A 25613-nucleotide genomic window follows, 5' to 3' on the forward strand; every position below is an offset into this window, starting at 1 on the left:
TGACTCTGTCAGAGGCCTCAGCTGACTTGATGGCTTTGGAGTTCATGGATTAGACAGTGCTCGTTTGGCGGCCCTGTCAGTAACTCAAGGGTATGGCTTCGCGTGAAAATTCTAGTAACCGGCGGCGCGGGATTTATCGGTTCGGCAGTCATTCGACATATCATCTCCAGCACAACCGACTCTGTAGTTAATGTTGATAAGCTTACTTACGCCGGTAACCTTGAGTCATTGGCCGAAGTTAGCCAGAACTCGCGTTACGTGTTCGAGCGCGTCGACATCTGCGACCGTGATCAGGTCGACCGCGTCCTGCGTGAACACCAGCCCGATGCGATCATGCACCTGGCCGCAGAGTCCCATGTCGACCGCTCGATCTCCGGGCCGTCTGAATTCATCCAGACCAATATCATCGGCACTTACACACTGTTGGAAGCTGCGCGTCACTATTGGGCGGCGCTGGATGATGCGCGTAAAGCCAACTTCCGCTTTCACCATATTTCGACTGACGAAGTTTACGGAGACCTCGAAGGTCCGGAAGACCTCTTCACCGAAACCACGCCGTATCAGCCAAGCTCGCCATACTCCGCCAGCAAGGCCAGTTCCGATCACCTGGTTCGCGCCTGGAGCCGTACTTACGGCTTGCCGACCCTGGTCACCAACTGCTCGAACAACTACGGCCCATGCCACTTCCCTGAGAAGTTGATCCCGCTGATCATTCTCAATGCACTGGAAGGCAAGCCGCTGCCGGTCTATGGCAAAGGCAATCAGGTTCGTGACTGGCTCTACGTCGAAGACCACGCCCGCGCACTGCACAAAGTCGTGACCGAAGGTGTTATCGGCGAGACGTACAACATCGGTGGCCATAACGAAAAACAAAACATCGAAGTGGTGCATACCCTGTGCGCACTGCTCGACGAACTGCGTCCCGATTCTGCTCACCGTCCACATGCCAGCCTGATCACTTACGTTCAGGACCGCCCGGGCCACGATCAGCGTTACGCAATCGATGCCAGTAAAATTCAGCGTGAGCTGGGTTGGACGCCGGAAGAAACCTTTGAAACCGGCATCCGCAAAACGGTCGAGTGGTACCTCAACAACACTGAATGGGTAGCTCACGTTAAGAGCGGCAGCTATCAGCAGTGGATCGATCAGAACTACGCGGATCGTTCGAACAAGGCATGAAAATACTTCTGCTGGGAAAAAACGGCCAGGTGGGCTGGGAGCTGCAACGCTCCCTCGCGCCGCTGGGAGAGTTAATCGCCTTGGATCGCCATGCGGTCGATGGTTTGTGTGGTGATCTGTCTGATCTCGACGCCTTGCGTGTAACGATCCGTCAGGTCAAGCCCGATGTCATCGTCAACGCTGCAGCCTACACCGCTGTAGATAAAGCCGAGTCCGAAACCGAGCTGGCCGACCGTGTGAACGGTCAGGCAAGCCAAGTCATGGCCGAAGAAGCCACGACTCTGGGTGCTTGGCTGATTCATTACTCGACTGACTACGTCTTCAGCGGCCAGGGTTCTGCTCCGTGGCAAGAGTTGGATGCAGTCGCCCCGGTGAATCACTACGGCGCCAGTAAACTGGCCGGTGAACAGGCGATTACTGCGTCGGGCTGCAAGCATCTGATCTTTCGCACCAGCTGGGTCTATGGCGCTCGCGGTAACAACTTCGCCAAGACCATGCTGCGTCTGGCGAAGGATCGCGAAACCTTGAGCGTTATCGCCGACCAGATCGGAGCCCCGACGGGTGCAGACCTGATTGCAGACGTGACCGCGTTGGCGATTCAGCAAGTTCTGCAACGTCCCGAGCTGTCAGGCTTGTATCACTTGGCGGCCAGTGGCGAAGTGTCTTGGCACGGCTATGCTAGCCATGTGATCGGTTTCGCCCAAGACAACGGCGAGCAGCTCGCCGTAACGGCGATCAATCCGATTGAAACGACGGCTTATCCGACACCTGCGCGCCGGCCTCTGAATTCGCGTTTGAATACTCAGAAGCTGCGTGACAATTTTTCTCTACACTTGCCGGGTTGGCAAAGTGGCGTAACCCGAATGCTTAGGGAGATTCTGAATAAATGACCGCGGCAAATCGTAAAGGCATCATCCTCGCTGGTGGTTCGGGTACACGCCTGCATCCGTTGACCCTCGGTGTGTCCAAACAGATGCTGCCGATCTACGACAAGCCGATGATCTTTTATCCGCTGTCGGTGCTGATGCTCGCGGGAATGCGCGAAATCCTGATCATCTCCACACCGCAAGACCTGCCGTGTTTCCGCAAGTTGCTGGGTGATGGAAGCCTGTATGGCATCAAGCTGACTTACGCCGAACAACCTAGCCCGGATGGTTTGGCGCAAGCCTTCATCATTGGTGAAGAGTTCATCGGTAAGGACCCTTGCTGTCTGATCTTGGGTGACAACATCTTCTACGGACAGAGTTTCTCGGAAAACCTGCGCTCCGCGACCAATCAAGAGCAAGGCGCGACCGTATTCGGCTATCACGTGTCTGATCCAGAGCGTTTCGGTGTTGTGGAGTTCGACGCTGCCGGTCGGGCGCTGAGCATCGAAGAGAAGCCGCAGAAACCCAAATCCAACTACGTGGTAACTGGCCTTTACTTCTACGACAACAAGGTCATCGAGATCGCCAAGAGCATCAAGCCGTCCGCACGCGGCGAGCTGGAAATCACCGATGTCAACCGCGCCTATCTTGAGGGGAATGAGCTAAACGTCGAAATCCTTGGCCGCGGTTTCGCATGGTTGGACACGGGTACTCATGAGTCGCTGCTTGAGGCCAGTCACTTTGTACACACCATCGAAAAACGCCAGGGGTTTAAAGTTGCTTGCCTGGAAGAGATTGCTTACAACAATGGCTGGATCACCCCAGAGCAATTGGGCGCACAGGCAGAGCGTCTCAAGAAGACTGGCTATGGTCAGTACCTGCAGAGGTTGCTGGGCTAGTGTTTTCCACTGAGATGTGAGCGTCCTCTTTTCGATTTGAAGTGTTAAACCAATGTAAGCAGGATTGGCATGCCAGTAAAATATCCACAGGTAGCAGTTTTGCTGGCTGCGTACAACGGAATGCGGTGGATCGAAGAGCAGATTACCTCGATCCTAAGTCAGTCAGCGGTAGATGTTACCGTCTATATAAGTGTTGATCCTTCGACAGACGGCACCGAAGCTTGGTGCGCTAGCTTTTTCGCTGAACGCAGCGATGTGGTTTTGCTACCGGCTGCCGGTAATTTCGGTGGTGCATCACGCAATTTCTTCCGTCTCATCCGTGATGTCGATTTCGAGGGTTATGACTTCATCGCGTTTGCTGATCAGGATGACATTTGGCACTCAGACAAGCTCGAACGGGCCACCCAGACTTTGCTGGCAGGTGAATTTGATGCGTATTCAAGTAATGTAACGGCTTTCTGGCCAGACGGTAGAACACATTTGTTGGACAAGGCACAACCGCAAGTTGCCTGGGATTTTTTGTTTGAGGCTGCTGGGCCGGGTTGTACTTACGTGTTGAACAAGAGATTGGCGGACTCGCTGAAGGACTCCATGCTTGCCAACTGGCAGCGATTACAGGAAGTCAGTTTGCATGACTGGTACTGTTACGCCTTCGCCCGAAGTCACCAATACAAATGGTTCATCGACCCGGTTCCATCCATGCTGTATCGCCAGCATGATAGTAACCAAGTAGGGGCTAACACTGGATTGGCTCCTTTGATTGCCCGATATAAAATGATTCATGACGGCTGGTGGTTTACTCAGGTGCGATTGATTGCTTCATTGGTGGGCCAGAGCAGAGAACCTTTTGTTGAAGCATGGCTGGAGTTAGGGCGCAGGCAGTTATTGGAGCTTTCCTTTAGCGCCTGGATATGCCGGCGGCGATTCCGCGATAAAGTGTTCTTCTTTTTTATCTGTTGTACCACTGCAGTTGTTGGAAAGAGGAATAAATGAAAGGCCCACAAGTTTTGGTGACGGGGGCCAGCGGGTTCGTTGGTGAGGCATTGGTCTTCAGGCTTTTACTCGATAAAAAATTCACCCCTGTTGCCGCCGTGCGCAGTGTTACACGATTGCTTGGTTTGTGTCGGGTAGTCTCATTCGACCTAACTAACACAACTTCATCGCTGGCCCTGAATGACGTTCAAGTAGTGATCCATGCCGCGGCTCGAGTGCATGTGATGAACGAAAACTCAACGGACTCTCTTTCGGAGTTTCGCAAAGTCAATGTGGACGGAACCGTTAGGCTCGCCCAGAAAGCTGCCGAATCGGGGGTGAAACGATTCATTTTTATCAGCTCAATCAAGGTTAATGGCGAAAGTACCGCGCCACGGAGTTCTTTTAAGGCTGACGATCCTCCAGCACCTGTAGATCCGTACGGAGTCTCGAAACAAGAAGCTGAAGATGCTTTGAAGCGGATTGGCCTGAGCACAGGAATGGAGGTTGTTATTATCAGACCACCACTTGTGTATGGCCCGGGGGTGAAGGCCAATTTTTTAAGCATGATGAGTTGGCTGCATAGAAACATACCTTTACCGTTGGGGGCTATTAATAATCAACGCAGTCTGGTGGCGCTTGATAACCTTGTGGATCTCATCGTGACCTGTATCGATCATCCTGCGGCGGCGAACAATATCTTTCTGGTTAGTGATGGCGAGGATCTATCTACAACTTTGTTGCTTCGGCGCATGGCTCGTGCCTTAGGCACGAAAGCATGGTTGCTCCCGATACCTGATTTTGTATTGAGTTTAAGTGCCTCACTCCTGGGTAAAAAAGCAGTTGTTCAACGTTTGTGCAGCTCGTTGCAGGTTGATATTAGCAAAACATGTGATGTTTTGAATTGGCGCCCCTCGGTAAGTGTGGATAAAGCTTTACGCAAAACCGCCGACCATTATCTGGATAAGTTGACGAAATGACTTTTTGGTTGTTGCTATCTGCTGTGTTCGCAAGTTCCTGGTTGCTGACCTATGTCTTACGTCGGTATGCCTTGGCCAAGAGTTTAATGGACATACCAAACGAGCGTAGTTCCCATACCGTACCTACGCCTCGCGGAGGTGGGGTGGCTATTGTGGTGGCGTTTGCAGGGGCGCTGCCGGTGTTGGCTGCCATGGGGCTGCTTGGTATGCCTTTGCTTATAGGGTTACTGGGTGCGGGAATTTTGGTCGCGCTTATAGGCTTCGCCGATGATCATGGCCATATTGCCGCTAGATGGCGGCTCTTGGGGCATTTCATTGCAGCTGGCTGGGCGCTGTACTGGCTTAATGGCCTCGCATCCATTTCATTTTTTGGTACGGCGATTGACTTGGGCTGGTTCGGCACTGTGCTTGCGCTGATTTACCTTGTCTGGATGCTGAACCTCTACAATTTTATGGACGGCATTGATGGCTTGGCCAGCGCGGAGGCTATATGCGTATGTCTGGGGGCATGCGCGTTGTATTGCCTAGGTGGTTACGCCAGCCTGATATGGGTTCCGTTCGTTTTGGCTGGAGCGGTGGCCGGGTTTCTATGCTGGAATTTTCCTCCCGCGCGTATCTTTATGGGAGACGCGGGTAGTGGATTTCTCGGCTTCATTCTCGGCGGTTTAGCGCTCCATGCGGCTTGGACAGCGCCGGAGTTGCTCTGGAGTTGGTTGATTCTGCTCGGAGTTTTCATTGTTGATGCTACCTGGACGTTGCTGCGACGTTTGATGCGTGGAGACAAAGTTTCTCAGGCGCATCGCAGCCACGCCTATCAGTATGCATCCCGTCGTTTCAAGAGTCATCGAGGCGTAACGCTTGGGGTTGTCGTCATTAATCTTGTCTGGTTGGTGCCAATTTCGATTTTTGTCGGGCTGGGATTGCTGGATGAAATACTCGGAATGGTAATTGCGTACACTCCGCTCGTGTTTATAGCCTGTTTATTTAATGCGGGAGCGTTGGAGGAGAAGGCTGATTCTTGAGCTGTAGAAAGGCTCTCAATGTGGCAATACCTGGTTCAGTGCTGCACCACATGCTCAGCCGGAAACGGCAGATAAATCTTCTCGGTTGTTCGAGGGGCAATGATTTAGCTGTCAGATAAACGTGATGTCTTCACACAAAAAAACCTTGTGCCGATCAGGAGAAAATTCTACTTCAGACGAGTACTTTTTCAGGAAAGGATTACCGTCACGCCGCAGGACAGACGTAGTGCAATGACATCATCGTTTTTGTGGATGCTGTCATCGTTTTCGATTCTTCCAGCAGCGCTGTTTTGACAGCATCAATCGGTCCTGATAGTTTCCCTATTCTCTGACCCGATTTCACTTTTTATCGGAAATTCGCCCGCTTTGACACATCAAACTGGTTGGTCAGGTAGCCGCGAAGGCATCGCGGCGTCCGCACAAAAAATAAGAGCTCCGAAAGCTGATTTGATTGGTCTGACTCAATGAGCCTCCAAAAGGAATGAACAAATTGTTCGTGTTGTCTGCAGTAAAAGCTGGAATTATGTCAGCCCTTTTTTCGCTTTTTTTCGTCATTATGCTACCGATCTCTTTTTCTGAGGAGGAGGCGGCAACGGATCTGACGATCGTGGCCACTGGTGAGCACAATCCGGACGCAAAGTCGGCAGAGGTCTGGATACGCGCAACTGACTCTGAAAGATTAGAGGCAAAGATTGTTCGCAACGATCCCGGTTGGGAGACTAAGTACAACTCGTTGGTTTCGTTTCGAAATCAACCCGCTGTCCTGCAATCAGCATTAACGCTTAAATCGGATAAATTCCTGAGATTTGCAACGAGTGAGTACTCTGGAATAGTCGAAGTCAAGTATGGACAGGTAGGGCATCGCATTGATCTGTATTCCCCAAATCAAGGCATGATCGAGGTCGATCTCAGAAAAATCGCACCAATGCAGTTTAGTCTGTGGGCAAACGCTATTTCTGCCGCCAAGCCGTTTGGGATTGCATTCGTCGCATTTTTCATACTCCTGCTGGTTCTCGGGCGTCGAGCAGTATCACCAACCAGTAGCGCTTCGTCGGCCAGTGCCTGGATGCATGCGTGGATTGTATTATCCAGCCTGACCGTATATGGCTTGGTTTTAGCTGCATATTGGCCAGGTCAAATGTCGCCGGACTCGATAAATCAATGGGGGCAGATAGTTTCGGGTCAGTACAACGATTCACATCCCATTCTTTCAACTCAACTGTATAAGTTAGCGTTCTATGTTTATCCGCAGCCGCAATCCGCAGTTATACTGCAAATATTGATATTTACCAGTGCTACATGGTTTTTCTTTAAAGAGTGCTTGGCATGGGGAGCTTCTCCACGAGTGATTGCTCTCGCGGCGTTGCTATTTCCTCTTTTTCCGGCAAACTTTCTTATTGTCACAACCTTATGGAAAGATGTTCCGTTTACCGCAGGTATAATCCTTCTTAGCGCCTTGGCTACGCGTGAAGTACGTCGCGGGTTGACGCTGAGGCTTGACTCTCTATTTCTGATGGGGATGGCGGGTGTGCTTATTATTGCCATGCGTCATAACGGCATATTAATAAGTGTCATGTTTTTTGCGGCTTTGCTTTTTTTTGCGAAGACAGGTCAGACGCGCCTCCGGGTAGGTGTTACGTTGATTTCGCAGATCGCGATTTTTTTGATGATAAAGACCCTGCTCCTGACAGTTTTGAATGTATCGCCTATTTTGCCACAATATCGCGCCATCGTTGCGATGCATGTTTTGGGTTCAATGGAAACTGCAGGGGTGGAGTGGGAATCAGGCGACAGGCAACTTCTCGAGAGATTGCTTCCAGCGCAAGAATGGCGTGAGAATTATAAATGCGAGTCGGTTGTGCCTTTATTCTGGCACCCAGAGCTTCGCAAGAAATGGAGTTTCTTAGGTGAACACACTTCCGAGCTGAATTCGTTAGCTTTAAAAGCAATATGGAATTACCCGTTGGTCTTTTTAAAGCACCAGACTTGCGTGACAGGGCTAATCTGGCGAATTGGTGGTCGCGAAGACGAATGGCTCAGCATTTCGCCAGCTGAGATAACCAGCATGCCGGAGCAGCGGGAACTTGGGTTGCAATCGCATTCGCTTCTGCCTGCCTTGAAAAGCCGGATAGATGAGCTGAATCAGAATTTCGTTCAACGAAGTACAGTGTATACCCGGCCTGCGTTGTACACGCTTATCGGTTTGATTTCGATGTGTATCATTGCCATTAGATCGCAACCTGCGGTGTGGCTACTGTTTGCTCCTTTATTATGTAATTTGATGAGTTTGACTCTATTAATGGGGGCGCAGGACTACCGATATCTTTGGCCTTCGGTGGTGATGTCGCTTCTCGTATTTTTTATGGCCTTGGGGCTTTCCTTTGGTCGAAACGGTACTGCTGAAAAGAATGAGTTATTAAATGCGCATGTATCATAATGTTGCGGTCGTTATTCCAAGCTATAAGGTGCGGGGGCACGTGCTTGATGTGATCGGCGGTATTGGCGATGAAGTGTGCCGTATATATATTGTTGATGACTGTTGCCCTGAACAAACCGGCGCGTTTGTTGAAAAATTTTGCTCCGACTCTCGTGTCAGGGTGTTGTGGCATGAGATTAATCAGGGTGTAGGCGGTGCTGTCATGACCGGCTATGAGGCTGCGGTTGCCGATGGTATGGACATCATTGTCAAACTCGATGGTGATGGGCAAATGGACCCGGGATTGATCAACGATTTTGTCGAGCCTATATTGAATGGCGAGGCTGACTACACTAAAGGGAACCGTTTTTTTGATCTAGAGAAAGTTCAGGCAATGCCGAAAATGCGGTTGTTCGGGAATGCTGTATTGTCGTTCATGGCAAAACTGTCGTCTGGATATTGGAATCTCTTTGATCCCACGAATGGCTATACCGCTATCCATCGCGACGTAGTCCGCTACCTTCCAATGAAAAAAATCAGTCGAAGGTACTTCTTCGAGACGGACATGTTGTTTAGGTTAAACACCCTGCGTGCCGTGGTTGTCGATGTACCGATGGAAGCAAAATATGGTGATGAGGTCAGTAATTTAAAAATTTCTGCGGTGGTCGGGGAGTTCCTGGTTAAGCATGTCAGGAACTTTTTCAAGCGGGTTTTTTATAATTACTACCTGCGGGACATGTCCCTGGCATCTATAGAACTGCCCGTTGGCTGCTCGCTGCTGCTATTTGGGGTTGTATTCGGAACTCATAGTTGGGTGCGGTCCGTCGATACGGGTTTGCAGTCTTCGCCTGGAACTGTAATGTTGTCAGCATTACCTTTTATTGTGGGTTTACAATTGGTTCTTGCATTTCTGGGACAGGATATTCGATCGGTTCCAGATAGGCCATTTCATCGTAACAAGAAGGTTGCGATGACTAAAAGTTTGGAGAAAGAAATTGCAGAATGAAGATAAAGAATGGCTCGACTACCGAGCACGCTTTGCTGATGTGTATGACGATAGCAACTATGGCAGTCCGTTGCAGTCATTTGTAATGCGGGCTAGTCATAAGTTGACCGAAAGTCCATTTGGCGAGAGTGTGAAATTCAATCGGGTATTGGAAATTGGTGCGGGAACGGGAGAGCATCTTGCTTTCGTGCAGCATGATTTCGATGAGTATGTACTAACGGATATGGACGCCAAAACTCTGGAGGTGGCGTCTGGAAAGACCTCAGCCCGCCATAAGGGACGTCTGACTTTCTCTGTGCAGCAGGGAAGTAGAATAGATGCTGAAGATAATAGCTACGACCGGCTTATTGCGACCCATGTTCTCGAACATATCTATTATCCCCATCTTGCGCTCAAGGAATGGCGTAGAGTCTTGAAGCCGGGTGGAACGTTGTCGATATTGATTCCGACAGATCCAGGTATAGCATGGCGACTTGGCAGGACACTGGGGCCGCGCAAGAGTGCGATAGCACAAAACATTGCCTACGATTATGTAATGGCTAGAGAGCATGTTAATCCGTGCAATAACTTGGTTGCACTAATGCGGCACTATTTCCCCAACGCACGCGAGTCATGGTGGCCATGCAAATTGGCTTCAATGGATTTAAATCTTTTCGTCGCGTTTCATGCCATTGTTGAAAAATCGGAAGTGCCATAGGGCTGACATGCTATATATTTGGGCGGTACTTTGCGTTATAGGCCTGGCGATTGGCCAGATTCTTTTCAAGGTCAGTGCAGCTGCGTTGGCAGCTAGCGGAACTTTGTTCACATTTCGTGCTTTGGCGGCGTTGTTCAGCGCAATGTTGCTTTATGCGATCACATCCGTAGCGTGGGTCTGGATCTTACAAAAGATTGAATTAGGCCGCGTCTATCCAGTGATGGCATTGGCGTTTGTTTTGGTGCCTATTGGCAGTCATATTGTGTTCGACGAGCGATTTAGTACGCAGTATTTTGTTGGGGTTTCTCTAATCATGTTAGGAATTGCCGTCGCGAGTCGATCGTAGGTAAACTCTTCATGAACCCCATATTTAAGGCGGAGGATCTATTGCTATCTTGAGATTTTCGGCGTGCAGCCGCCACGGCGGCAAGGTCTTGAAGTCCTCTACGCTTGGGGTTTGCGGCATATGCTCAAGTGCCTGGCGTAGCCACGTAAAGGGTTCTTGGCGTTGGCTTTAGCCATATCGACCAAGCCGTAAAGTTGAGCGCTGGTCATCAGCTTTTGGGCGTATCGCTGAACAACCAGTTTTTGCACTCGATCACAAAGGGCTTGATCGTACGTTCTCCCACATTGTTTTCGATCGGCAAATAACCGGCTTCGGTTAGCGCACCGCCACGCCGCGCACGTACCCACGTACCCACGTTCGACACCAGGCTACGCGCCCAAAGCGTTATAGCTAGCGTATCATCGGTCATCAGGTAGCCGTGATAACCTTGCCGGTTTTCACCCACATCTAGATTGGCTGGCTGGCTCTCGATCTGGATCTGGATCTTTCATCACCCGTACACTCGTTTCGTCGCAGTGGATTACACGCCTTTCCAGCTAGCCTCCCCGTCGAGGGATGTTTTCTATCCCGCTACGATACGCTTTCAGGATGGCGAGCCTTTTCAACCTTGAGTCCTGTCGCGTACTTACTCCTTAGCGAGAAGAATGGCTTCTCAATAATCCCATAGGTCAGCATAGAAAAGATGATGATAGCTGGAACAGTTAAAAATGCAGTTTGCATTAGAATGTCGGCAACACTACCACGAGCCGCTCCGAGATCTACGAAGTGAGAATTTGTGAATGGGATAACAACGTAATGCATACAGTACATGGAGAAGCTGAGTTGACCTAGGCGTGCAAGGCTAACATCGAGTGCCTCAGGTATACGGATACGCGCGTGTGAGTAACTGACAATTAATATTGCCCACATCGCAGCCTCTACAGACGGCCAAAATGCCATGAACCAGGATTGATTCATGCCAATCAAACCCTTATAGCCACAGAAAATACTGATAATACTTGCCGATACGGCTATCGCCGCTACAAGCCACCTTGTAGAAATCTGTTTTGTTGAGATGTATCTTTTTGCAAGGTAAGCAGCAGCCATTCCGATAAGAAACTGATCTATTCGCCCCAGAAGCGTCATGTATGCAACGTTTGTTACAGAACCTATTTTGAACCACATTAGATACTTGAAAAATATGGTTAAGACGAGCATTCCAATAATGAAGCGAAAGCCTGATCTATCTAGAAATAATACTAAGAATGGGAAGATCAGATAGAATTGAAACTCGACGGCTATTGTCCATAGGTGTGCAAACATCGGAAGCTGTACGCCTTGCAATGCATTTACAAATGGAAAAAACATACTCAGTGCTTGAGTGAAAGAGTATTCTGAGCTCCACCCGCAAAGCATTATCAATACGCAAAAAATATATAGAGGGTAAATTCTTATTACTCTATTTTTTATAAAGTCAAAATAATTCAACTCTTTTCCTGATGCGATCTTTGTCAGTAGGTAGCCACTAAGTACCATGAATAACCCGACCCCCATATGACCCTGCTCAACCAGGCCGAGGAAAGGGTTGTATGTGCTATGGCCGAGTCCAAAGTTGTCAGTAAAGCAGTGATAGAAAATCACCATGGAGGCGGCTATGAATCTAAGATGGTCAAGTCTAGGTTCATACCTTGTGTTTTTTGATTCTGCTGGCCTATCAATGATAATCGCTAGCGCTGAATCCCTTCGTAATACTGTAAGGATAGAAGTGAATGCGGCTATTAATATAACGATAAAAATAGATGGTGTTAGGGCTTTGTAAAAAAGGCTAGATCCAGCGAGGAATTCGTAACCTGTTAGTTTAGTTGGTACTTCGGTAGGGCTATAAAGATCAATCGTTGTTTTTGATAGTCCGTAAGTTATTTTTACTGATCCAGATCTGTTTTGCTTTATAAAAGTTATCCCTTGGCTATTCGATGGGATGGAAAGCTTAAGTGGTCCGTATGGTGGGATATATGATACGAGTCTATCGCCTCTGGACTCCCATCCGTTTGGTATTTTCTCTATGAAAATTGGTTTTTCCATCCATACTTCTGCGCCAAGTGATAAGTCGTTTTTTTTGCCCGTGGCATTTATTTCTACATCAACCAGGATTCCGCTAAAGAACAGCGTTAGGAAGTAAGGCGCAAGAATGGAAGTAAACAAATATGCAATTGGCAGCGAAAGGAGGAGGGCCCATAAGCTTCTCTCTCCAAATGGAACATGTTTAGTCACGGTATTTGACCATTCCTTTGCGGTTTTTATGAGCATACATAGTATCACCTGATCGTAAAGCAGTGCCTCTTTCTAGGGAGTCTCCCCAAGGACACCCACACCCATCACTGCGTAGCAGTTGCTGCGGATCCTCCCAGGGCGCCGGCAGTGGCCGGAACTTTTTACCTGAAGAAAAAGCAATGCGCACTTCGCAAAAGGGTGTGAGTCTGACCAAGTCCTTCAAGATTTTCCGTTGAGGTCTTACCAGGGCTCAGCCAGGGTCTGGACGGTTGGATGCGGTACCACGCGTGAGCTACCCGAGCAGTAGAACTGGCCACTCAATATCGATTGGCCCCTACCTCCCGTCCCAAATGTACTGGCATCGGTTACGCCAAGACTTCCTCCCTAAGGAAGAACCTTCTGAGCACGATAACTATTGCATACGTTGCCGCGATTGCCACTACCGCCCTTACCCAAAGCGGCAGATCCAACCTGTTCAGCGGTGCCAACAAAAATGGATGAATACAGTACAGACCGAGCGAGTTTCTGGACATGAACTGAACGATCGGGCCTGCTGGCCGAGAGACCTTCAAACAGAGAATCAGCGCAAAGATGACAAAGAGCATCGATGAGAGCCGCGTATAAGCCGGCAGATTATATCCTTGGCCGGGAAAGAACGACGGATTAACCAGGAATCTCCATTCCAGAGTAGTGGATATTATAAAAAGTATGACTGAGGCCCATCCGAGGAATTTTAGTGCAGAGGGCGATTTAGTAAGCCTATAGACCAACGCAGCGGCGGCCGGATATGCTACGTAATTTAGAGGGTTCCAGAAAGATCCAGTCCAGATAGTTCCTTGCACGATGGTCTGCCATTGAAAGTAGCAGACAGCCGTTGAGCCGAGGACAACCCAGAGTATTAGTATCGCTAAGTTGCAGTAAGCCGCGAGAGCAGAAAGGGCGACGGAGATTAGAAGGCCAACAAAGAATGAGTATGTCTCAAGCGCGGTCACGGTTTGGTAGACCGGACGTTCATTCAGCTTATCAATGGCCTGGATCAGCCCATCTGCTCCTCCATAGAAAAGATGATAGGCCACTGCCCAGAACACGATCAGTGTGCCGATTCTCACGACGCGACGGCCAAGATATCGAATCGATGTGGCGGTTTCCGCGTACAGGTAGCACGAGGCAAGAATAAAGAAAGGAACTGCTTGTAGAAAGACGTTGAAATTGATTATGTCTGAGGCGCTTGGACTATATGGAGAATTTGTCACCGAATTGAAAATGGTCGAAGTTCCGGCAACGTGGAAGTGCCATAGCACGACGAAGATCGAGAAAATGGCACGTGCATAGTCCAGACCGTGAATTTTTTGTTTATCTGACATTTAACTGTTCTCTATTCAACCGAGTCGTTCCGCTAAGAGTGGGAACTTGGCAACTCCATTCCGGGGGAGGCAGTGCTCACAGCAAAACGGGAGCACAAGTTTATCAGCCCGTAGCATTCATCCGATACTCAGCCCGCCATCGAGCACATCCTAACCACGGCGCCTACCTACCCTAAGGTGAGTCAGATTTTTACTGTGGCATTTCTGACGAGCAGTTCGAAGATAGTAGTATTTCGTAGTCGGCCACTGTCTGTGCATGCGACAAGCGCTCGAGTAGGTGGCGGGTAGTCACACCTTGTTGGACGTAACCCAGCAATCTCATCCTTAGGGGCGAGATTACCGGTTACTCCCTGTAGGCAAGCTTAATCAGCTATCTTTTACGAGACTTCATCCGATAACGTTTGACCGCGTTGGCCACAGTGAAGAGAGCAATAAGCACGGCCTTGTGCACGGGACCAATTCCATTGAGATGCTTGATTCCAGAGGTCCATTGAACTCGACGGATGTAGTCCATCACCTGCCGACGCGCAGTGCTACTGAATGGGGAAAGAAAGATCGTAGATAGTGCCGGAGCCTGATTCTTCTGGAAGATATCACCGAAGCCAAAAACGTCGTGTTGAGGGGTATGGATGAAGATCTTTGCCAAGTCAGCATCCGGATTGACACTGAGTTTTTTCCAGACATGCACGGCCGATGCACGCAGTTCCGCGGAGCTCACCACATAACGCTCCAGATACGGTCCCCATACTTGGGCAGCCAGCGCGACACCCTCCTGGAAGTGAACGGAAAATTCACTGTGGGAGCTATTTTCCTCGGCTGAGACGTTTCGATACGCGGTTACCTTACCTTGCGACCTTACGTACTTCTCCGTGCTGCCCATGTTTGATGTGCACAGCATTTCAAGGACGGCAAACGCTTCAAACAGCTTGCCTGTATCAGCATCAACCCGTTCATCAGCACCGTAGGCGCGCTTTGAAACATTCGACGCTTGGGGATTTAGCATCTTTCGCAGACCAAGATACATCCCGTGAAAGTGTGTAGCAGGCTTTATTCGCGCAAGATTGTCCTGGATTGTCCCGCGCCAGCCAATATCAACCAGGCCGACTTTGTCCTTCTGTGAAATACCTTTTTCTGTAAGGTATTCATTCAATAGCTCACGTTGTTCCAGTATCTTTTTGTTTACGGCAGCCGTGAATGCCGGCGCCCGTATCAGCTTGCTTAATGACTCGTTTTCATCAGGTCGGTCAATAACATCCGAAGCCTCTAACCCAACCTCAGATAAAAGATCAGCGAAGTCCGCGCATTCCAGACCCAATGTGGAAAACAGCCCGGAAACCTTTTGCGAGCGATTCAGGCGCCAAATACGATTGAACTCATCATTCGAGATTTCTTCCATTGAAGCGACGAACGTAGAAAGTCGACTGACCTCAAGCTCCGCATAAGCTGGCAATAGATGCCCAAAAAGCGTCTGATCTGGAAAGATAATTTCGTATATACGGCGGAAAAACTCGCCTTCTCGGGTAAGAAAGAAGACTCGATCCAGACGCTCAGCGACTGCTTGCTCGGCAATCCACAAGGCAAAGCCCAAGAACAGTGGAGCGGCCTCTACTCCGAAACGAAACGCTGCCGCTTCTGTCTTTTGCCGCGCAGGTATTGACGACTCCGCTGTTTGGATACTGAGCTGTCGAAGATGCTGGAACAGCGCCTCACGCGAAGCAAACAGACTCTCTCGCTCTTTCCTGGCCGCGTGAGATTTGTCCGGCACGAATGAAATGCCGGTAACACCCAGTTGCGCAGGGGACTCTACATCCGACCAAGGGTGATCGCCTACATGCACGTGTTCGGGAGGAGTGATCCCGTAGACCTCGTGCACATGCTTGAACAGCGTTCCTGAACGTTTATTCAAGCCCACGTCGCACGAGCTCATGCCATCCTCAAAGAGATGACTGAGCCCCTTCTGCTCGAGCAAGTGTTTGAGCATGTCAGAGGTCATGTAGAAATCAGACAGGAATATCGTTCTTTCGGCAGAGTGCTGCTTGAGAAACTCTTCGATATCCGGATCCTGAAAAGTACGACGCACTTCTACTGAAAGCTCATAGTCGGCAAAGCGCTGGGGCAGACTCTCATCGAAGGAAGAGAGCAAAATGGTTTCCAGCCATTCCTTGAGCACATGAACGATTTCGTACTCTTCGTCCCTGTTTGCTTCTCGAGCTGTCCTCGCAAGACGGGCTTCTGTATCCACCCGTGCCTGATAGATATCCCAATAGCCCGTGTACAGCGGTTTGAAGTGTCCAGCCAGCTCGAAAAATACATGAGCAGCAGTCGCCAGCTTGATGCATTCAGGGTGGCAATCTCTTCTAAGCAAGGTGTCCCAGACATCAACAGTCTTGATTTTGTAGATCATCGTACTTCTCGCCCACCAAAAATCACTTCACCCACTGCTTCCAGCTGTTTGATCCGAAGCTTGAGCCATGCGGGGAGTTTGGCGGCAAGTTCACTGAGTTTATGACGGCGAACGACCCAACGATTTGCATTGAGACGCTGCTTTTCTTGAACGGAGTACTCGTTGAACGCTTTTACAGTCAACTCTGTAAAAACAGATTTTTCCATGAGTGGACCTTCCAAACTCTTCTCTACCCATTCGCAGAAAAGAGTCGAAGAGTCGTGCCAGGAAGGCCAAATGTCGGCCGTCTGGCGCGCTCCTTCCTGAAGCCGTGAAAGCTCAGTACGGTCGCATATGAGTTTTTTTAGAACACTGACGACGCCGTCAGTGTCACCCGTGGAGACTACGACCGCATTTTTTCCGTTCACGATATATTCGTCATGTCCGGAAACATCAAAGACTACGGCGGTGCCGCCACAGTGAAACAGCTCAAGCGGTGGACCAAACATTCCTTCAACCGTACTGAGCTTGATCAAAATATCGCAAGAGCGATAAATTTCGGCAGTCTTGACCATGGGCACCCGGGAAAATACCCGGGACACTCCGGGAAGCCACTTGATGGGGGAGCCCGTCAGAACCCAGATGTCTTTCGCGCCGGCTTCTCTGGCTAATCGAACACCCAAGGCCGTATTTTTGAAGGAGACACCAAAATGTCCCTCTACCAGAATTCTGGGTTGCGCATCAGTAGGGCGAGGAGCGCTTGTGACACCCGTTTGTGAGTACACATCCTTGCGAACACCGTTGCGTACCAGAGTGGTATCCCGATTGAAATCGTCTTTCAGGTAATGCTGGATCCACGTAGCTTCAGTCACGTATTCGATCGGGAAGTGGTAGGTAGCGTCAACCAAAGCGCGCAATGGCCCTTCCGATTCAGGATAAAACCTGGACTCGATCGACTGTACGAAATACGCGTACCTTCTGGCGTCGAAGTTGCCAAGCTCAAAAGCGGTTTTCCACCATGTGGCGATAACCAGGTCGAAAGACTCTTGCTTGGCCTCTTCTATGGGCAGACAACGAAGCTTCGGCGCTTCGTCATGCCAGGAAAGCGTCGCCGCCGAAAAAGGTTCCTGAACCGCCAACGTTACGTCATATCCATGATTACGCAGGTAGCTGGCATGTTGAATGATGACGTAAGTGCCACCGCTAATAGCCATCGAGCCTACGAGAAAGCAAATTCTTCTATCGTTCAATTTATGATTACTTCTGAAAATAGCGGATTAATCCATATAAGTTGGCTATTGGGCGGCCAACCCGCTCATCGAGCTTCTTCCATGGCCAGAACCCAAGCAGTCCTCGTCCGTTGCGCCTCAGGACGGTGAGCATGAACTTCAACCTATCAGAAAAGCTCGGGACCTTGTGCGCGCCGGTAAAGAAAGAGCGCTCAAACACACCGTAGTTTTCAACATGAAATACTGAAGAAAACCAGTCGATCTCGGGCTGTGAGGGTTGGAAAACCAAGCGCGCGTGGCTGCGAGCGATCTGCTCAAGACCGAACGACTGCGCACCAGCTTGCAGAGTCATGGCGTCCAGCAACTGGTTGTAACGAGCGAAGATGTGACGCTGAACAGGAAACACCAGAGACTCCAGCATCTCCTGCTCATGGAACGTGTCATGGATGGCACTAGCCCGACCATTAGTGTCTATTTGGTAGCTGGCCGCTGAACCATGATCTGCCGCCAGGAGAATTTCAAACAGGGCGCGATTTTCATTAAAGACATGAAACCGCGACGTACGGCCTGCAATGGAGGAAAACAGGAGGCCGTGCTTGGAGTTCGCAGAACCTGCCGCCCCTGGTGCTATAAGCCCGATGTAGTAGCCCGTAACTGATTTGACTGGCGATGCCGGTCCCTTGCACAACAGCGCGTAAAGGTTGTCCTGAATCGTGCCCTTCCAGCCGACGTCCACGACCACTAGGTTTTCGGGAACATCACCTTCCGAGAGGGCGGATAGATACTGCCAAAATGCCTTTCGACGACTCAGCCGTTGCTCGTCATATACCGCAATGAATCGTGGCAACGCCTTAAGTCGGGAGAAGAGGTCGCTTTCGGGGAAGTCCTCTTGCCTTTGATTAGACTGTTCAGTCGTCAGGCCCAACAAGGCTGACAGCTCTGTGCAGAACTCATCCAGCCCAAGGCTCGAGAGAAACTCCAGCAGCGACATTCGCCGATATTGCCGGAAAAGCGTTTCAAACCGCTCTTCGCTCAGCGCATTCAGAGAAGGCAGCAGCGTTGATCTGCGAGAAACCTCCAGGTAACGGCTCTGAATCGGGACACCCACGCGAGCGCAGTAGCAGTCGAACATTTGCTTGAGCGGTTGTCCCTCTCTGGAGAGAAAGAATACCTGCTTGACGCCGTTCTCAATGAGTTTGCGATGCAGTTCGCTCACCCAATACAGGAGCGTGTCTGCCATTTCTCCGAAAAGTTCGAACGAATCAGATCTTCCTTCAATGCTGGCTCCTCTGATGTCACTCGTCGCCGATGGAGGTTTTTTCACTGCATATATTCCGTGTAGGGGGATCGATGTCGATTAGCGTTTTGAGGAGTGTGATAGCGGATAAGGCAGGTATGTCCAGTCGATTGCGATACCGGAATACCTGCGCCAACCATACGCTCGAGCCGTTTTGCATGCCGCAGGCTGATCCGAACCTGCGGCATTCCCCTGATTTCAAGTACGGCTGTCGATCGCTGTAAGGCTTTCAAAGTACTGACCAAACTTTGCAGCCTTTATAGACCAGTCCCACTCCTTGATTCTTTCAAGGTTTTCTGTTGATAGCCGAGTCAGCAACGCAGGCTCTTCGACGAGCTTGCGGATACTGGCCTTGAGCGCTTCGACTGTTCTCTCAGGCAAGATAAAGGCCTTCTGCAATTCACCGAAAGCCTGCGGCACGATGCCGACATCAGTACTGATAACCGGTACTCCGCAGGCCATCGATTCCAGAACAGGGTTAGGCGTACCTTCTATCTTCGACGTACACACATAGACGTCGATCTTTGAGTAGTAGTTAGGCATCTGGTCATGGGGGATGAATTGATCCTGCCGGTCAGCGAACAGACTTTTTACAGCAAAGCCTTCTTGCTGAAGCTGCTCAATTGCTGGCTTGAGGATCGTATTCACACCTTTGAAGTCTTCGAGTTCTGCCGCCCACTGACTGTTTCCAACCCAGCCAATGACCAGTTCACGCTGACCGACTTCTTGAAGGCGTTCAATATTCATGGGCATGAATTTTGTCAGGTCGACACCATCCTCGATCACGCGGGTGGGTTCCGGATAGCCGCTTACTTCGGAATAAATGCGGTTTAATTTTTCAGAGCCCACAGTGTAGCCAGCGACTATCTCGGTAAAAAGATGGGCGCGGCCACTGAGTTCGTCTTCTTCTAGAAGCAGGTGGTCGTAAACACTTGTGCTGAGCTTTTTAGTGGCAATAAAGCGCTCATGGAACAACTCATATGGCATGCCAAGGCTTTCAACATAACTTCTGTAGTACGGCGTGCCGATGAGTGTTAAATGCTCTCTCCAGAAGAAGTGCACGATGTCACAGTCTTCGGTCATCATGAATATTTTGTCGATGTTGTCGATGATGTCCATCGGTATCACAACGAAATCGAACTGCTCACTCAAGTAGCGTTCCAGTTGCCGAGCGATATTTCCAAACGCCCAGTTATCTGTATCGATGATTAGTGCGATTTTCGTCTTTTCATGCTCTTCCGGTACCAACTTTACGGGAGCGGAAATATGATCGGCTTCATTGTTGAGCCCCAGTTCATCGTGCCGTGACTGGACCCAATGGTCTACCGCATCACCCCAGATCTTAAAACCGTGTTTTGCCTCAAGGTGCATCGCAGATTTGTGAAGAACACCGCGAGAAAAACGTTCTTTTTCATAGTTGCGATCAGCGTCTGAATCTGGCATTGGGTGGTCATGCACCAAAGCGCATACCGATGCGCAACCGACTTTGTAGCCTTGCTGGAACAGGCGTACCGAAAAATCGATATCCTCGAAGCCAACAAACATACCCTCGTCATAACTACCGACACGAGAGAACGTGTCCTTGTTAACGACACAAGCACCACCAAACAGGAAAGTCCCGAGGAACGGCTGACTGATAACGTCCTGTATTTTTGTCTGCAGGGAAGCGCTTCCCGCACCGATATGAAGTTCGCCCTCTTCATACGACACATAAACGTGACCGCCCCTGGCGAAGATTGTTTGACCATCTGGGTCCAGCAAGGGAAGGCTCATGAAATGACAGCCAAGAACCGCTAGATCATGCTGAATCTGCTTTAGCGGATTCATCGTGAAGTAGATATCGTTGTCCAGACACATCAGCCATTCCGTCGTGACATGTGGAATGGTTCTATTACGGCCGCCTGAAACACCGAAATTTTGCCCAAGCTCTACAATACGGGTGCGGAAAGATAGCGTTTTGCACGCCTCACGCATCCGCTCGATTTCTTCTGCCGAAGAGCCGTTATCGATAATCAGCACTTCACCGGCGAAATGCGGTAAGAACTCTTCAATGGATTTGAGTAGCTTGATCGATAGCGACGAGCGGTTCATCGAAAGGAAAGAGATCGTCAGGTTCTCGCCACTACTGCCGATGTTCGGCCCCGTTTCCCGCCAGGCATCAGACGCCAGAAGAGCGTGCGCATTGTCATAAACATAGAGCCCGCGCGAAAGCCCCGGGATTATATCCAGCCCTAGCACTTTCATTAGTTAGGGTTCCTGCGAACAATTCTGAAGACCTTTTTTATCAACGCTCGAGCATGGCGAGGAACCAGCCCTCCCAAGCGGAGATAACGGTAATAACCGACTCGCATTTGATCACGTTCTGCGGTCACTCTTGCCACTTCGGTCTGAAGCGCATGCACTACTGCATTCAATTCATGCTGAGTGGAGTTGAACACCTGCAATCTTTCTTTTACTAGTTCATTTTCCGTCAGCGTTGCCTGATAGTTAAGCCGTGTTTTTCTCAAGTCCGCCTTAAGCGTATCAGCTTCCATTTGAAGGGTCGTCAAACCCTGATGGAGAGTGTCCACCTTCAACCTTTCGTCCACAAGCAACGTCCCGTCCATTGCATGAACCATGCGCGCATACGCGTCCATACTGATCGGGAAAACAGCAGCACCATTAGTGATTTCAGGTGCATTCCAGATGCCGAAATAATAGCTGCAGTTCTCAGTATTAAATTCCGGTTTTTCGCCACCATTTACAAGGTATGCACCTTGGACTGAGTTGAATTTCATCCAGCTATCAGGAACAGTTTCATAGTCTCGCTCGATATCTAGCGACGTTGAGCCGAATCCAAAGACCGCGGTTCCTATGCTCCAATTGACGTTGTCTCCCAGTACGCTGCTGGCGAGCTGCTGAAACTCCTCGAATCGGTATTTGCGCAAGTGGTACGGGTTGCGCTGATGCTCTTCCGGGAAATACCAATAGTCATTTGGACAGCTAATGATAATGATCGCGTCTTTCTTTGCGACACGTTTCAGTGATTGCAAATAGGCTGCCGGATCTTCAATGTGCTCAATGGTTTCACACGAAACGATAACGTCAAAGTACTCGGGCGGAAACTTGTCTTCGATGGTTGTCGCGTCAGCCGCAGTAAACTCGATCCCAGGACCACCAAACGAACGGGTAGCGCGATTCACTGCGTCGACGAACACATCTACGCCGACGACCTCTTCGGCTCCGGCCTGCTTTAAAAGGTAACTTCCATAACCCTCACCGCAGGCGATATCCAGGACTCGCTTGTTTTTAACAAAGGGCGTGGCAACCGAGTATCTCGCGAAATGGATTGACGCTTCTATGTTTGCTCTCTCTGGAGCAGAGTTGATATCTAACCGTTCCATTTGTGGCCTATTCAAATACTGTTGAGATCGTTGGTTGAAAATTCCACTGTCGCGGAAGGCTTAACATGCCAACCGCTTTGAAGTTATCTTCAACACGGAACGAGCACGCATTTTTTGCTTCTGCGTAAGTTATGAATCCAACATTGTCGTTAATTGCTACCCGCCACTTGTACTGACCGCTCAGCAGAGGGAGATCTGCAAAGTCAATCGATACAGTTCCTGCGCTTGAGGAACGGTAGGCCGGGATTTTGTCCATCAATGTGGTAGCGCCACATAGATACAGCTCATCATGTCTATATAGATTGAAGACGAAACTGATCTCTTCCGGCGGCGTATCAACCAGTGCGACAAAATCGAAACACACACTCACGGATTGCCCGGTTGTCACGGTCTCCAGTGCGGTGCCTTCGGTGTCAGTCAGGCGGACATCCGTAATTTTAAACAGCTGATCCGCAGACTCGCTGTTACTCAGAGTCGCTTTGGGGGCGGCGTTTTTTGGCTTGTCGGCTTCTGACTCCCCAGATTCTGAAGTGTCGTGACTTTCGGCCGTCGCCGCTGCTGCCAGTGTTGCTGCGAATGCTGCGGTGGTACTTTGGGCAACCTGAGCCTCCATTTCGATCATGTATTGATCGATGACTCTAGGTGCAGGACCGAACATGACCTGTCGGCCTTCTTTGAGGTACAACGCTCGCTCACAAACCGATTTAACTTGATACTGGTCATGTGATACAAAAAGGATGGTGCAACCACGATCACGTATTTCGTAAAATTTCGAAAGGCAGCGTCGCTGGAATGCCGCATCGCCGACAGCAAGAATTTCATCGACGATCAATATTTCGGGTTCGACGTGAACAGACACTGAGAATGCTAATCTGGCAAACATACCGCTCGAGTAATGTTTTACAGGGCTGTCGATAAACTGCCCAATGTCAGCAAATCCGGCGATTTTATCAAATCGATTATCAATTTCTTCTTTTGATAATCCCAATATCGACGCACTTAGGTAAACGTTCTCGCGCCCTGTAAACTCTGGATTGAAACCAGAGCCGAGTTCAAGCAAAGCTGACAAACGACCTTGACGTTCTACATGGCCATGCGAAGGAGTAAGGGTCCCGCAGATGATCTGCAACAGCGTGGATTTGCCCGATCCGTTACGCCCCACAATACCGACGGTTTCGCCTTTCTTTACATCAAAGTTGATATCCCGCAGCGCCCAGAATTCATCGCTGGGATTAGTAGCGCCTTTCCAGAGAATTTGCTTCAGTCGGTCTTGTGGTTTTTCATAAAGATGATAAATCTTTGAGACGCCCGCAACCGAAATTGCTAAGTCATTAGAGGACATCAGCAAACCCCTTTCTTGTCTTCTGGAACCAGATATAGCCTAGCCATGCAATGATGACTGCGCACAGTGTGTAAATCGCCAAACCCTGAAAGTTTGGGAGTCTCCCCCATATCATCACTTCTCGTGATTGCTCAATAATGAAGGTGAGCGGGTTGATCATTAGCCATGGACGTACGGCCTCAGGCAATGATGTGGCAGGGTAGAAAACCGGGGAAAGAAACATTAGCACGGTGGTGAAAAGACCAATAGTTTGAGCCACGTCGCGTAAATACACGCCCAGTGAAGCAAGAAACCAGGCAGCCCCCAGCGAGAGTATGATGAGTGGCAATATTACCAACGGTATAAATACAGCGGTCCATTGAACAAAGCCGTTGAAAATCAAGAAGGCGATCAATAAGACAGCAAGACTCACCGTCGCATGGAAAAGTGCCACGCCGATACTGATGGCCGGAAGTATTTCGATAGGGAATACAACTTTTTTGACGTAATTAGCATTATCCAGGATCAGCCTTGGAGAGCGATTCAGGATTTCTGAAAACAAGCCGTGAACGATCATGCCTACGAACAATATAACGGCAAAGTCAGTTTTGCTGTCGGTCCCGCCCGTGCCCCAGCGCGATTTGAACACTACCGCGAAGAAGAAGGTGTATACCAACAGCATCAGCACCGGGTTAAAAAAAGACCATGCCAAACCCAGCATTGACCCGCGATACCGTCCGATTACTTCTCTCTTTGTCATTTGTAGAGTGAGTCGGCGGTTGCGCCACAAACACGAAATCAAGGTGACCGGAGAAACTGAATGCTTGCTATGTGGATTGATCGGTGTTGCCTTATGCATCGATACACTCACTTTTTGAATCCTTTGGGGGGTTGCTCTGCCTGCGTCAATAATCTGCGTGCATAGTTTCAGTGCAGAGTTCAGCACACCAATCTGATTGCTTGCTTGCAAATGCCGGATCGGCATCACGAGCCACCTCTCCATCCCTGCGTGGCCTAGTATAAGCGAATCACAGAGCCATTTTTTCAAGGATTGGTCGCCGAGAGGGCATGACCCTTTGTTGCGGAAAATGCTGCTGGTCTCCATCAACACTCGCTGAGGAACTGAATCCCCCTGTTTTACGCAACAAGAGCTAAAATCTTGCGGTTGAGAGGGGGGGTAGTAAATGATCTGAGTGGATCCGCCAAAAAGCTCTTGCCAGTGTCGGTGTCGCGAGTGATTGGAGCCTTTGATAGGGGCTGCTTTCTCTGAACAGATTCTGTCGAAGGTTGTTTCGGGGCTGGTAACGCACGATCGATACTTTCTAGCGAGCCTGATTTTTTCTTTATACGATAAAGCACACCGACGTTAATCCGCGCCGTCTTGAATAGGCTCACCAGCTGATCTCCAGATCTACTCCCCAAAGCACCTTCGCTGGCTGTTTTTCTTGGGTGACTCATGATAGACATTCGCCCCTTGGAGGCGACAGAATCCAAACGTATGGAAGCAAGTGTAACACCCTCGAATTCGGTCGTATAACCCCTAAATCATTCGTAACCGTTCATAATCCCCCACGTTCAAACCGAGGCTTGATCGCCGACGCAGGTACATGATTTCTGTCGCGAACCTGTCCTCATCATGCGCCCCCGGGTTGTGCCCTTAGGAGGGGGCGCGCCGCCGGCTTTGTAACACCACAACTCGCGCTCTACAGTGAAGTCGAAAGCATCGCCGCCTGTTGCTTTTCAGACTGATGAGGAGGTCGTCACACTGGCCGGGAGTGGCCAGGGTGGACCATGCCGACAGGCTTACTGCCTATCGAGGTCATCCACGAATTGCTCCGGGCATGAGCTAATCTGCTTTTGCGGTTGTCGCAAACATGCTGTCGGCGAAGCTCCTTATATAGACGTGTAAGCGGTTTTGTGCTCCTCTGCCCGAGCCAGCTTGGCGCAGGATCATTTTTTGTTAGCGGCCATTGTCGTTGAACGTCTTGCAGGCATGCATACGT

Annotated in this window: 20 protein-coding genes; 10 read left to right on the plus strand and 10 right to left on the minus strand. The window is 49.9% G+C overall.

The window, feature by feature from the left end; all coding sequences use genetic code 11:
- The first annotated feature begins 102 nt into the window (after positions 1–102).
- The 10 genes from rfbB to KW848_RS14705 all read left to right on the plus strand — a co-directional run bounded on the left by rfbB (position 103) and on the right by KW848_RS14705 (position 10383).
- Positions 103–1179: a dTDP-glucose 4,6-dehydratase gene (rfbB, locus tag KW848_RS14660; RefSeq protein WP_218537280.1), complete on the plus strand. Its 1077-nt coding sequence runs from the start codon at positions 103–105 to the stop codon at positions 1177–1179.
- The gene (gene rfbD, locus KW848_RS14665) at positions 1176–2069 is read left to right on the plus strand and encodes a dTDP-4-dehydrorhamnose reductase (RefSeq protein WP_218537281.1); all 894 of its coding nucleotides are present in this window, start codon (positions 1176–1178) and stop codon (positions 2067–2069) included. The genes rfbB and rfbD overlap by 4 nt, the downstream gene beginning before the upstream one ends.
- Positions 2066–2944 (plus strand): glucose-1-phosphate thymidylyltransferase RfbA, encoded by an 879-nt coding sequence (gene rfbA / locus KW848_RS14670; RefSeq protein WP_218537282.1) that lies wholly within the window; start codon positions 2066–2068, stop codon positions 2942–2944. Before rfbD ends, rfbA begins: the two co-directional genes overlap by 4 nt.
- Positions 2945–3013: 69 nt before the next feature.
- A complete protein-coding gene (locus KW848_RS14675) occupies positions 3014–3937 on the plus strand; it encodes a glycosyltransferase (protein WP_218537283.1) in 924 nt (307 codons plus the stop codon).
- Positions 3934–4896, plus strand: a complete 963-nt coding sequence (locus KW848_RS14680) for an SDR family oxidoreductase (protein ID WP_218537284.1) — start codon at positions 3934–3936, stop codon at positions 4894–4896. Before KW848_RS14675 ends, KW848_RS14680 begins: the two co-directional genes overlap by 4 nt.
- Positions 4893–5918: a glycosyltransferase family 4 protein gene (locus KW848_RS14685; RefSeq protein ID WP_218537285.1), complete on the plus strand. Its 1026-nt coding sequence runs from the start codon at positions 4893–4895 to the stop codon at positions 5916–5918. Before KW848_RS14680 ends, KW848_RS14685 begins: the two co-directional genes overlap by 4 nt.
- Positions 5919–6399: 481 nt before the next feature.
- Positions 6400–8355, plus strand: a complete 1956-nt coding sequence (locus KW848_RS14690; protein WP_218537286.1) for a hypothetical protein — start codon at positions 6400–6402, stop codon at positions 8353–8355.
- The gene (locus KW848_RS14695) at positions 8339–9340 is read left to right on the plus strand and encodes a glycosyltransferase family 2 protein (RefSeq protein WP_256365176.1); all 1002 of its coding nucleotides are present in this window, start codon (positions 8339–8341) and stop codon (positions 9338–9340) included. The genes KW848_RS14690 and KW848_RS14695 overlap by 17 nt, the downstream gene beginning before the upstream one ends.
- A complete protein-coding gene (locus KW848_RS14700; RefSeq protein ID WP_218537287.1) occupies positions 9330–10037 on the plus strand; it encodes a class I SAM-dependent methyltransferase in 708 nt (235 codons plus the stop codon). The genes KW848_RS14695 and KW848_RS14700 overlap by 11 nt, the downstream gene beginning before the upstream one ends.
- Before the next feature lie 7 nt (positions 10038–10044).
- Positions 10045–10383 carry a 4-amino-4-deoxy-L-arabinose-phospho-UDP flippase gene (locus KW848_RS14705; protein WP_218537288.1) on the plus strand — a complete coding sequence of 113 codons (339 nt, stop codon included), beginning with the start codon at positions 10045–10047 and terminating at the stop codon, positions 10381–10383.
- 208 nt (positions 10384–10591) lie between these two features.
- On the opposite strand, the gene KW848_RS32450 is transcribed toward KW848_RS14705, so the two are convergent.
- The 10 genes from KW848_RS32450 to KW848_RS14755 all read right to left on the minus strand — a co-directional run bounded on the left by KW848_RS32450 (position 10592) and on the right by KW848_RS14755 (position 24451).
- The gene (locus KW848_RS32450; RefSeq protein ID WP_218537289.1) at positions 10592–10738 is read right to left on the minus strand and encodes a transposase; all 147 of its coding nucleotides are present in this window, start codon (positions 10736–10738) and stop codon (positions 10592–10594) included.
- A gap of 215 nt (positions 10739–10953) precedes the next feature.
- Positions 10954–12669 carry an acyltransferase gene (locus KW848_RS14715; RefSeq protein ID WP_218537290.1) on the minus strand — a complete coding sequence of 572 codons (1716 nt, stop codon included), beginning with the start codon at positions 12667–12669 and terminating at the stop codon, positions 10954–10956.
- A 329-nt stretch (positions 12670–12998) separates the two neighbouring features.
- Positions 12999–13997, minus strand: coding sequence for an acyltransferase (locus tag KW848_RS14720; RefSeq protein WP_218537291.1), 999 nt, complete (start codon positions 13995–13997; stop codon positions 12999–13001).
- 370 nt (positions 13998–14367) lie between these two features.
- Entirely contained in the window at positions 14368–16401 is a 2034-nt protein-coding gene (locus tag KW848_RS14725; protein WP_218537292.1) for an HAD family hydrolase, read from the minus strand.
- Positions 16398–17594, minus strand: coding sequence for a glycosyltransferase (locus tag KW848_RS14730; protein ID WP_218537293.1), 1197 nt, complete (start codon positions 17592–17594; stop codon positions 16398–16400). The genes KW848_RS14725 and KW848_RS14730 overlap by 4 nt, the downstream gene beginning before the upstream one ends.
- A 43-nt stretch (positions 17595–17637) precedes the next feature.
- Positions 17638–18933: a hypothetical protein gene (locus KW848_RS14735; RefSeq protein WP_309140073.1), complete on the minus strand. Its 1296-nt coding sequence runs from the start codon at positions 18931–18933 to the stop codon at positions 17638–17640.
- A gap of 171 nt (positions 18934–19104) precedes the next feature.
- Positions 19105–21150: a glycosyltransferase gene (locus KW848_RS14740; protein ID WP_218537294.1), complete on the minus strand. Its 2046-nt coding sequence runs from the start codon at positions 21148–21150 to the stop codon at positions 19105–19107.
- A complete protein-coding gene (locus tag KW848_RS14745; protein ID WP_218537295.1) occupies positions 21150–22289 on the minus strand; it encodes a class I SAM-dependent methyltransferase in 1140 nt (379 codons plus the stop codon). The genes KW848_RS14740 and KW848_RS14745 overlap by 1 nt, the downstream gene beginning before the upstream one ends.
- A gap of 7 nt (positions 22290–22296) precedes the next feature.
- Positions 22297–23631, minus strand: a complete 1335-nt coding sequence (locus KW848_RS14750) for an ABC transporter ATP-binding protein (protein ID WP_218537296.1) — start codon at positions 23629–23631, stop codon at positions 22297–22299.
- Complete coding sequence (locus KW848_RS14755) at positions 23621–24451, minus strand: ABC transporter permease (protein ID WP_309140074.1); 831 nt, start codon at positions 24449–24451, stop codon at positions 23621–23623. The genes KW848_RS14750 and KW848_RS14755 overlap by 11 nt, the downstream gene beginning before the upstream one ends.
- Positions 24452–25613: the final 1162 nt, after the last annotated feature.

It is taken from the genome of Pseudomonas sp. PDM25 (assembly GCF_019219045.1).
Classification (GTDB): Bacteria; Pseudomonadota; Gammaproteobacteria; order Pseudomonadales; family Pseudomonadaceae; genus Aquipseudomonas.

Bases quoted from the DNA above. Each gene is read 5' to 3' on its own strand.
- rfbD (WP_218537281.1), top strand. From the start codon at position 1,176: ATGAAAATACTTCTGCTGGGAAAAAACGGCCAGGTGGGCTGGGAGCTG.
- rfbA (WP_218537282.1), top strand. From the start codon at position 2,066: ATGACCGCGGCAAATCGTAAAGGCATCATCCTCGCTGGTGGTTCGGGT.
- KW848_RS14675 (WP_218537283.1), top strand. From the start codon at position 3,014: ATGCCAGTAAAATATCCACAGGTAGCAGTTTTGCTGGCTGCGTACAAC.
- KW848_RS14680 (WP_218537284.1), top strand. From the start codon at position 3,934: ATGAAAGGCCCACAAGTTTTGGTGACGGGGGCCAGCGGGTTCGTTGGT.
- KW848_RS14685 (WP_218537285.1), top strand. From the start codon at position 4,893: ATGACTTTTTGGTTGTTGCTATCTGCTGTGTTCGCAAGTTCCTGGTTG.
- KW848_RS14690 (WP_218537286.1), top strand. From the start codon at position 6,400: ATGAACAAATTGTTCGTGTTGTCTGCAGTAAAAGCTGGAATTATGTCA.
- KW848_RS14695 (WP_256365176.1), top strand. From the start codon at position 8,339: ATGCGCATGTATCATAATGTTGCGGTCGTTATTCCAAGCTATAAGGTG.
- KW848_RS14705 (WP_218537288.1), top strand. From the start codon at position 10,045: ATGCTATATATTTGGGCGGTACTTTGCGTTATAGGCCTGGCGATTGGC.
- KW848_RS14715 (WP_218537290.1), bottom strand. From the start codon at position 12,669: ATGCTCATAAAAACCGCAAAGGAATGGTCAAATACCGTGACTAAACAT.
- KW848_RS14720 (WP_218537291.1), bottom strand. From the start codon at position 13,997: ATGTCAGATAAACAAAAAATTCACGGTCTGGACTATGCACGTGCCATT.
- KW848_RS14725 (WP_218537292.1), bottom strand. From the start codon at position 16,401: ATGATCTACAAAATCAAGACTGTTGATGTCTGGGACACCTTGCTTAGA.
- KW848_RS14730 (WP_218537293.1), bottom strand. From the start codon at position 17,594: ATGGCTATTAGCGGTGGCACTTACGTCATCATTCAACATGCCAGCTAC.
- KW848_RS14740 (WP_218537294.1), bottom strand. From the start codon at position 21,150: ATGAAAGTGCTAGGGCTGGATATAATCCCGGGGCTTTCGCGCGGGCTC.
- KW848_RS14745 (WP_218537295.1), bottom strand. From the start codon at position 22,289: ATGGAACGGTTAGATATCAACTCTGCTCCAGAGAGAGCAAACATAGAA.
- KW848_RS14750 (WP_218537296.1), bottom strand. From the start codon at position 23,631: ATGTCCTCTAATGACTTAGCAATTTCGGTTGCGGGCGTCTCAAAGATT.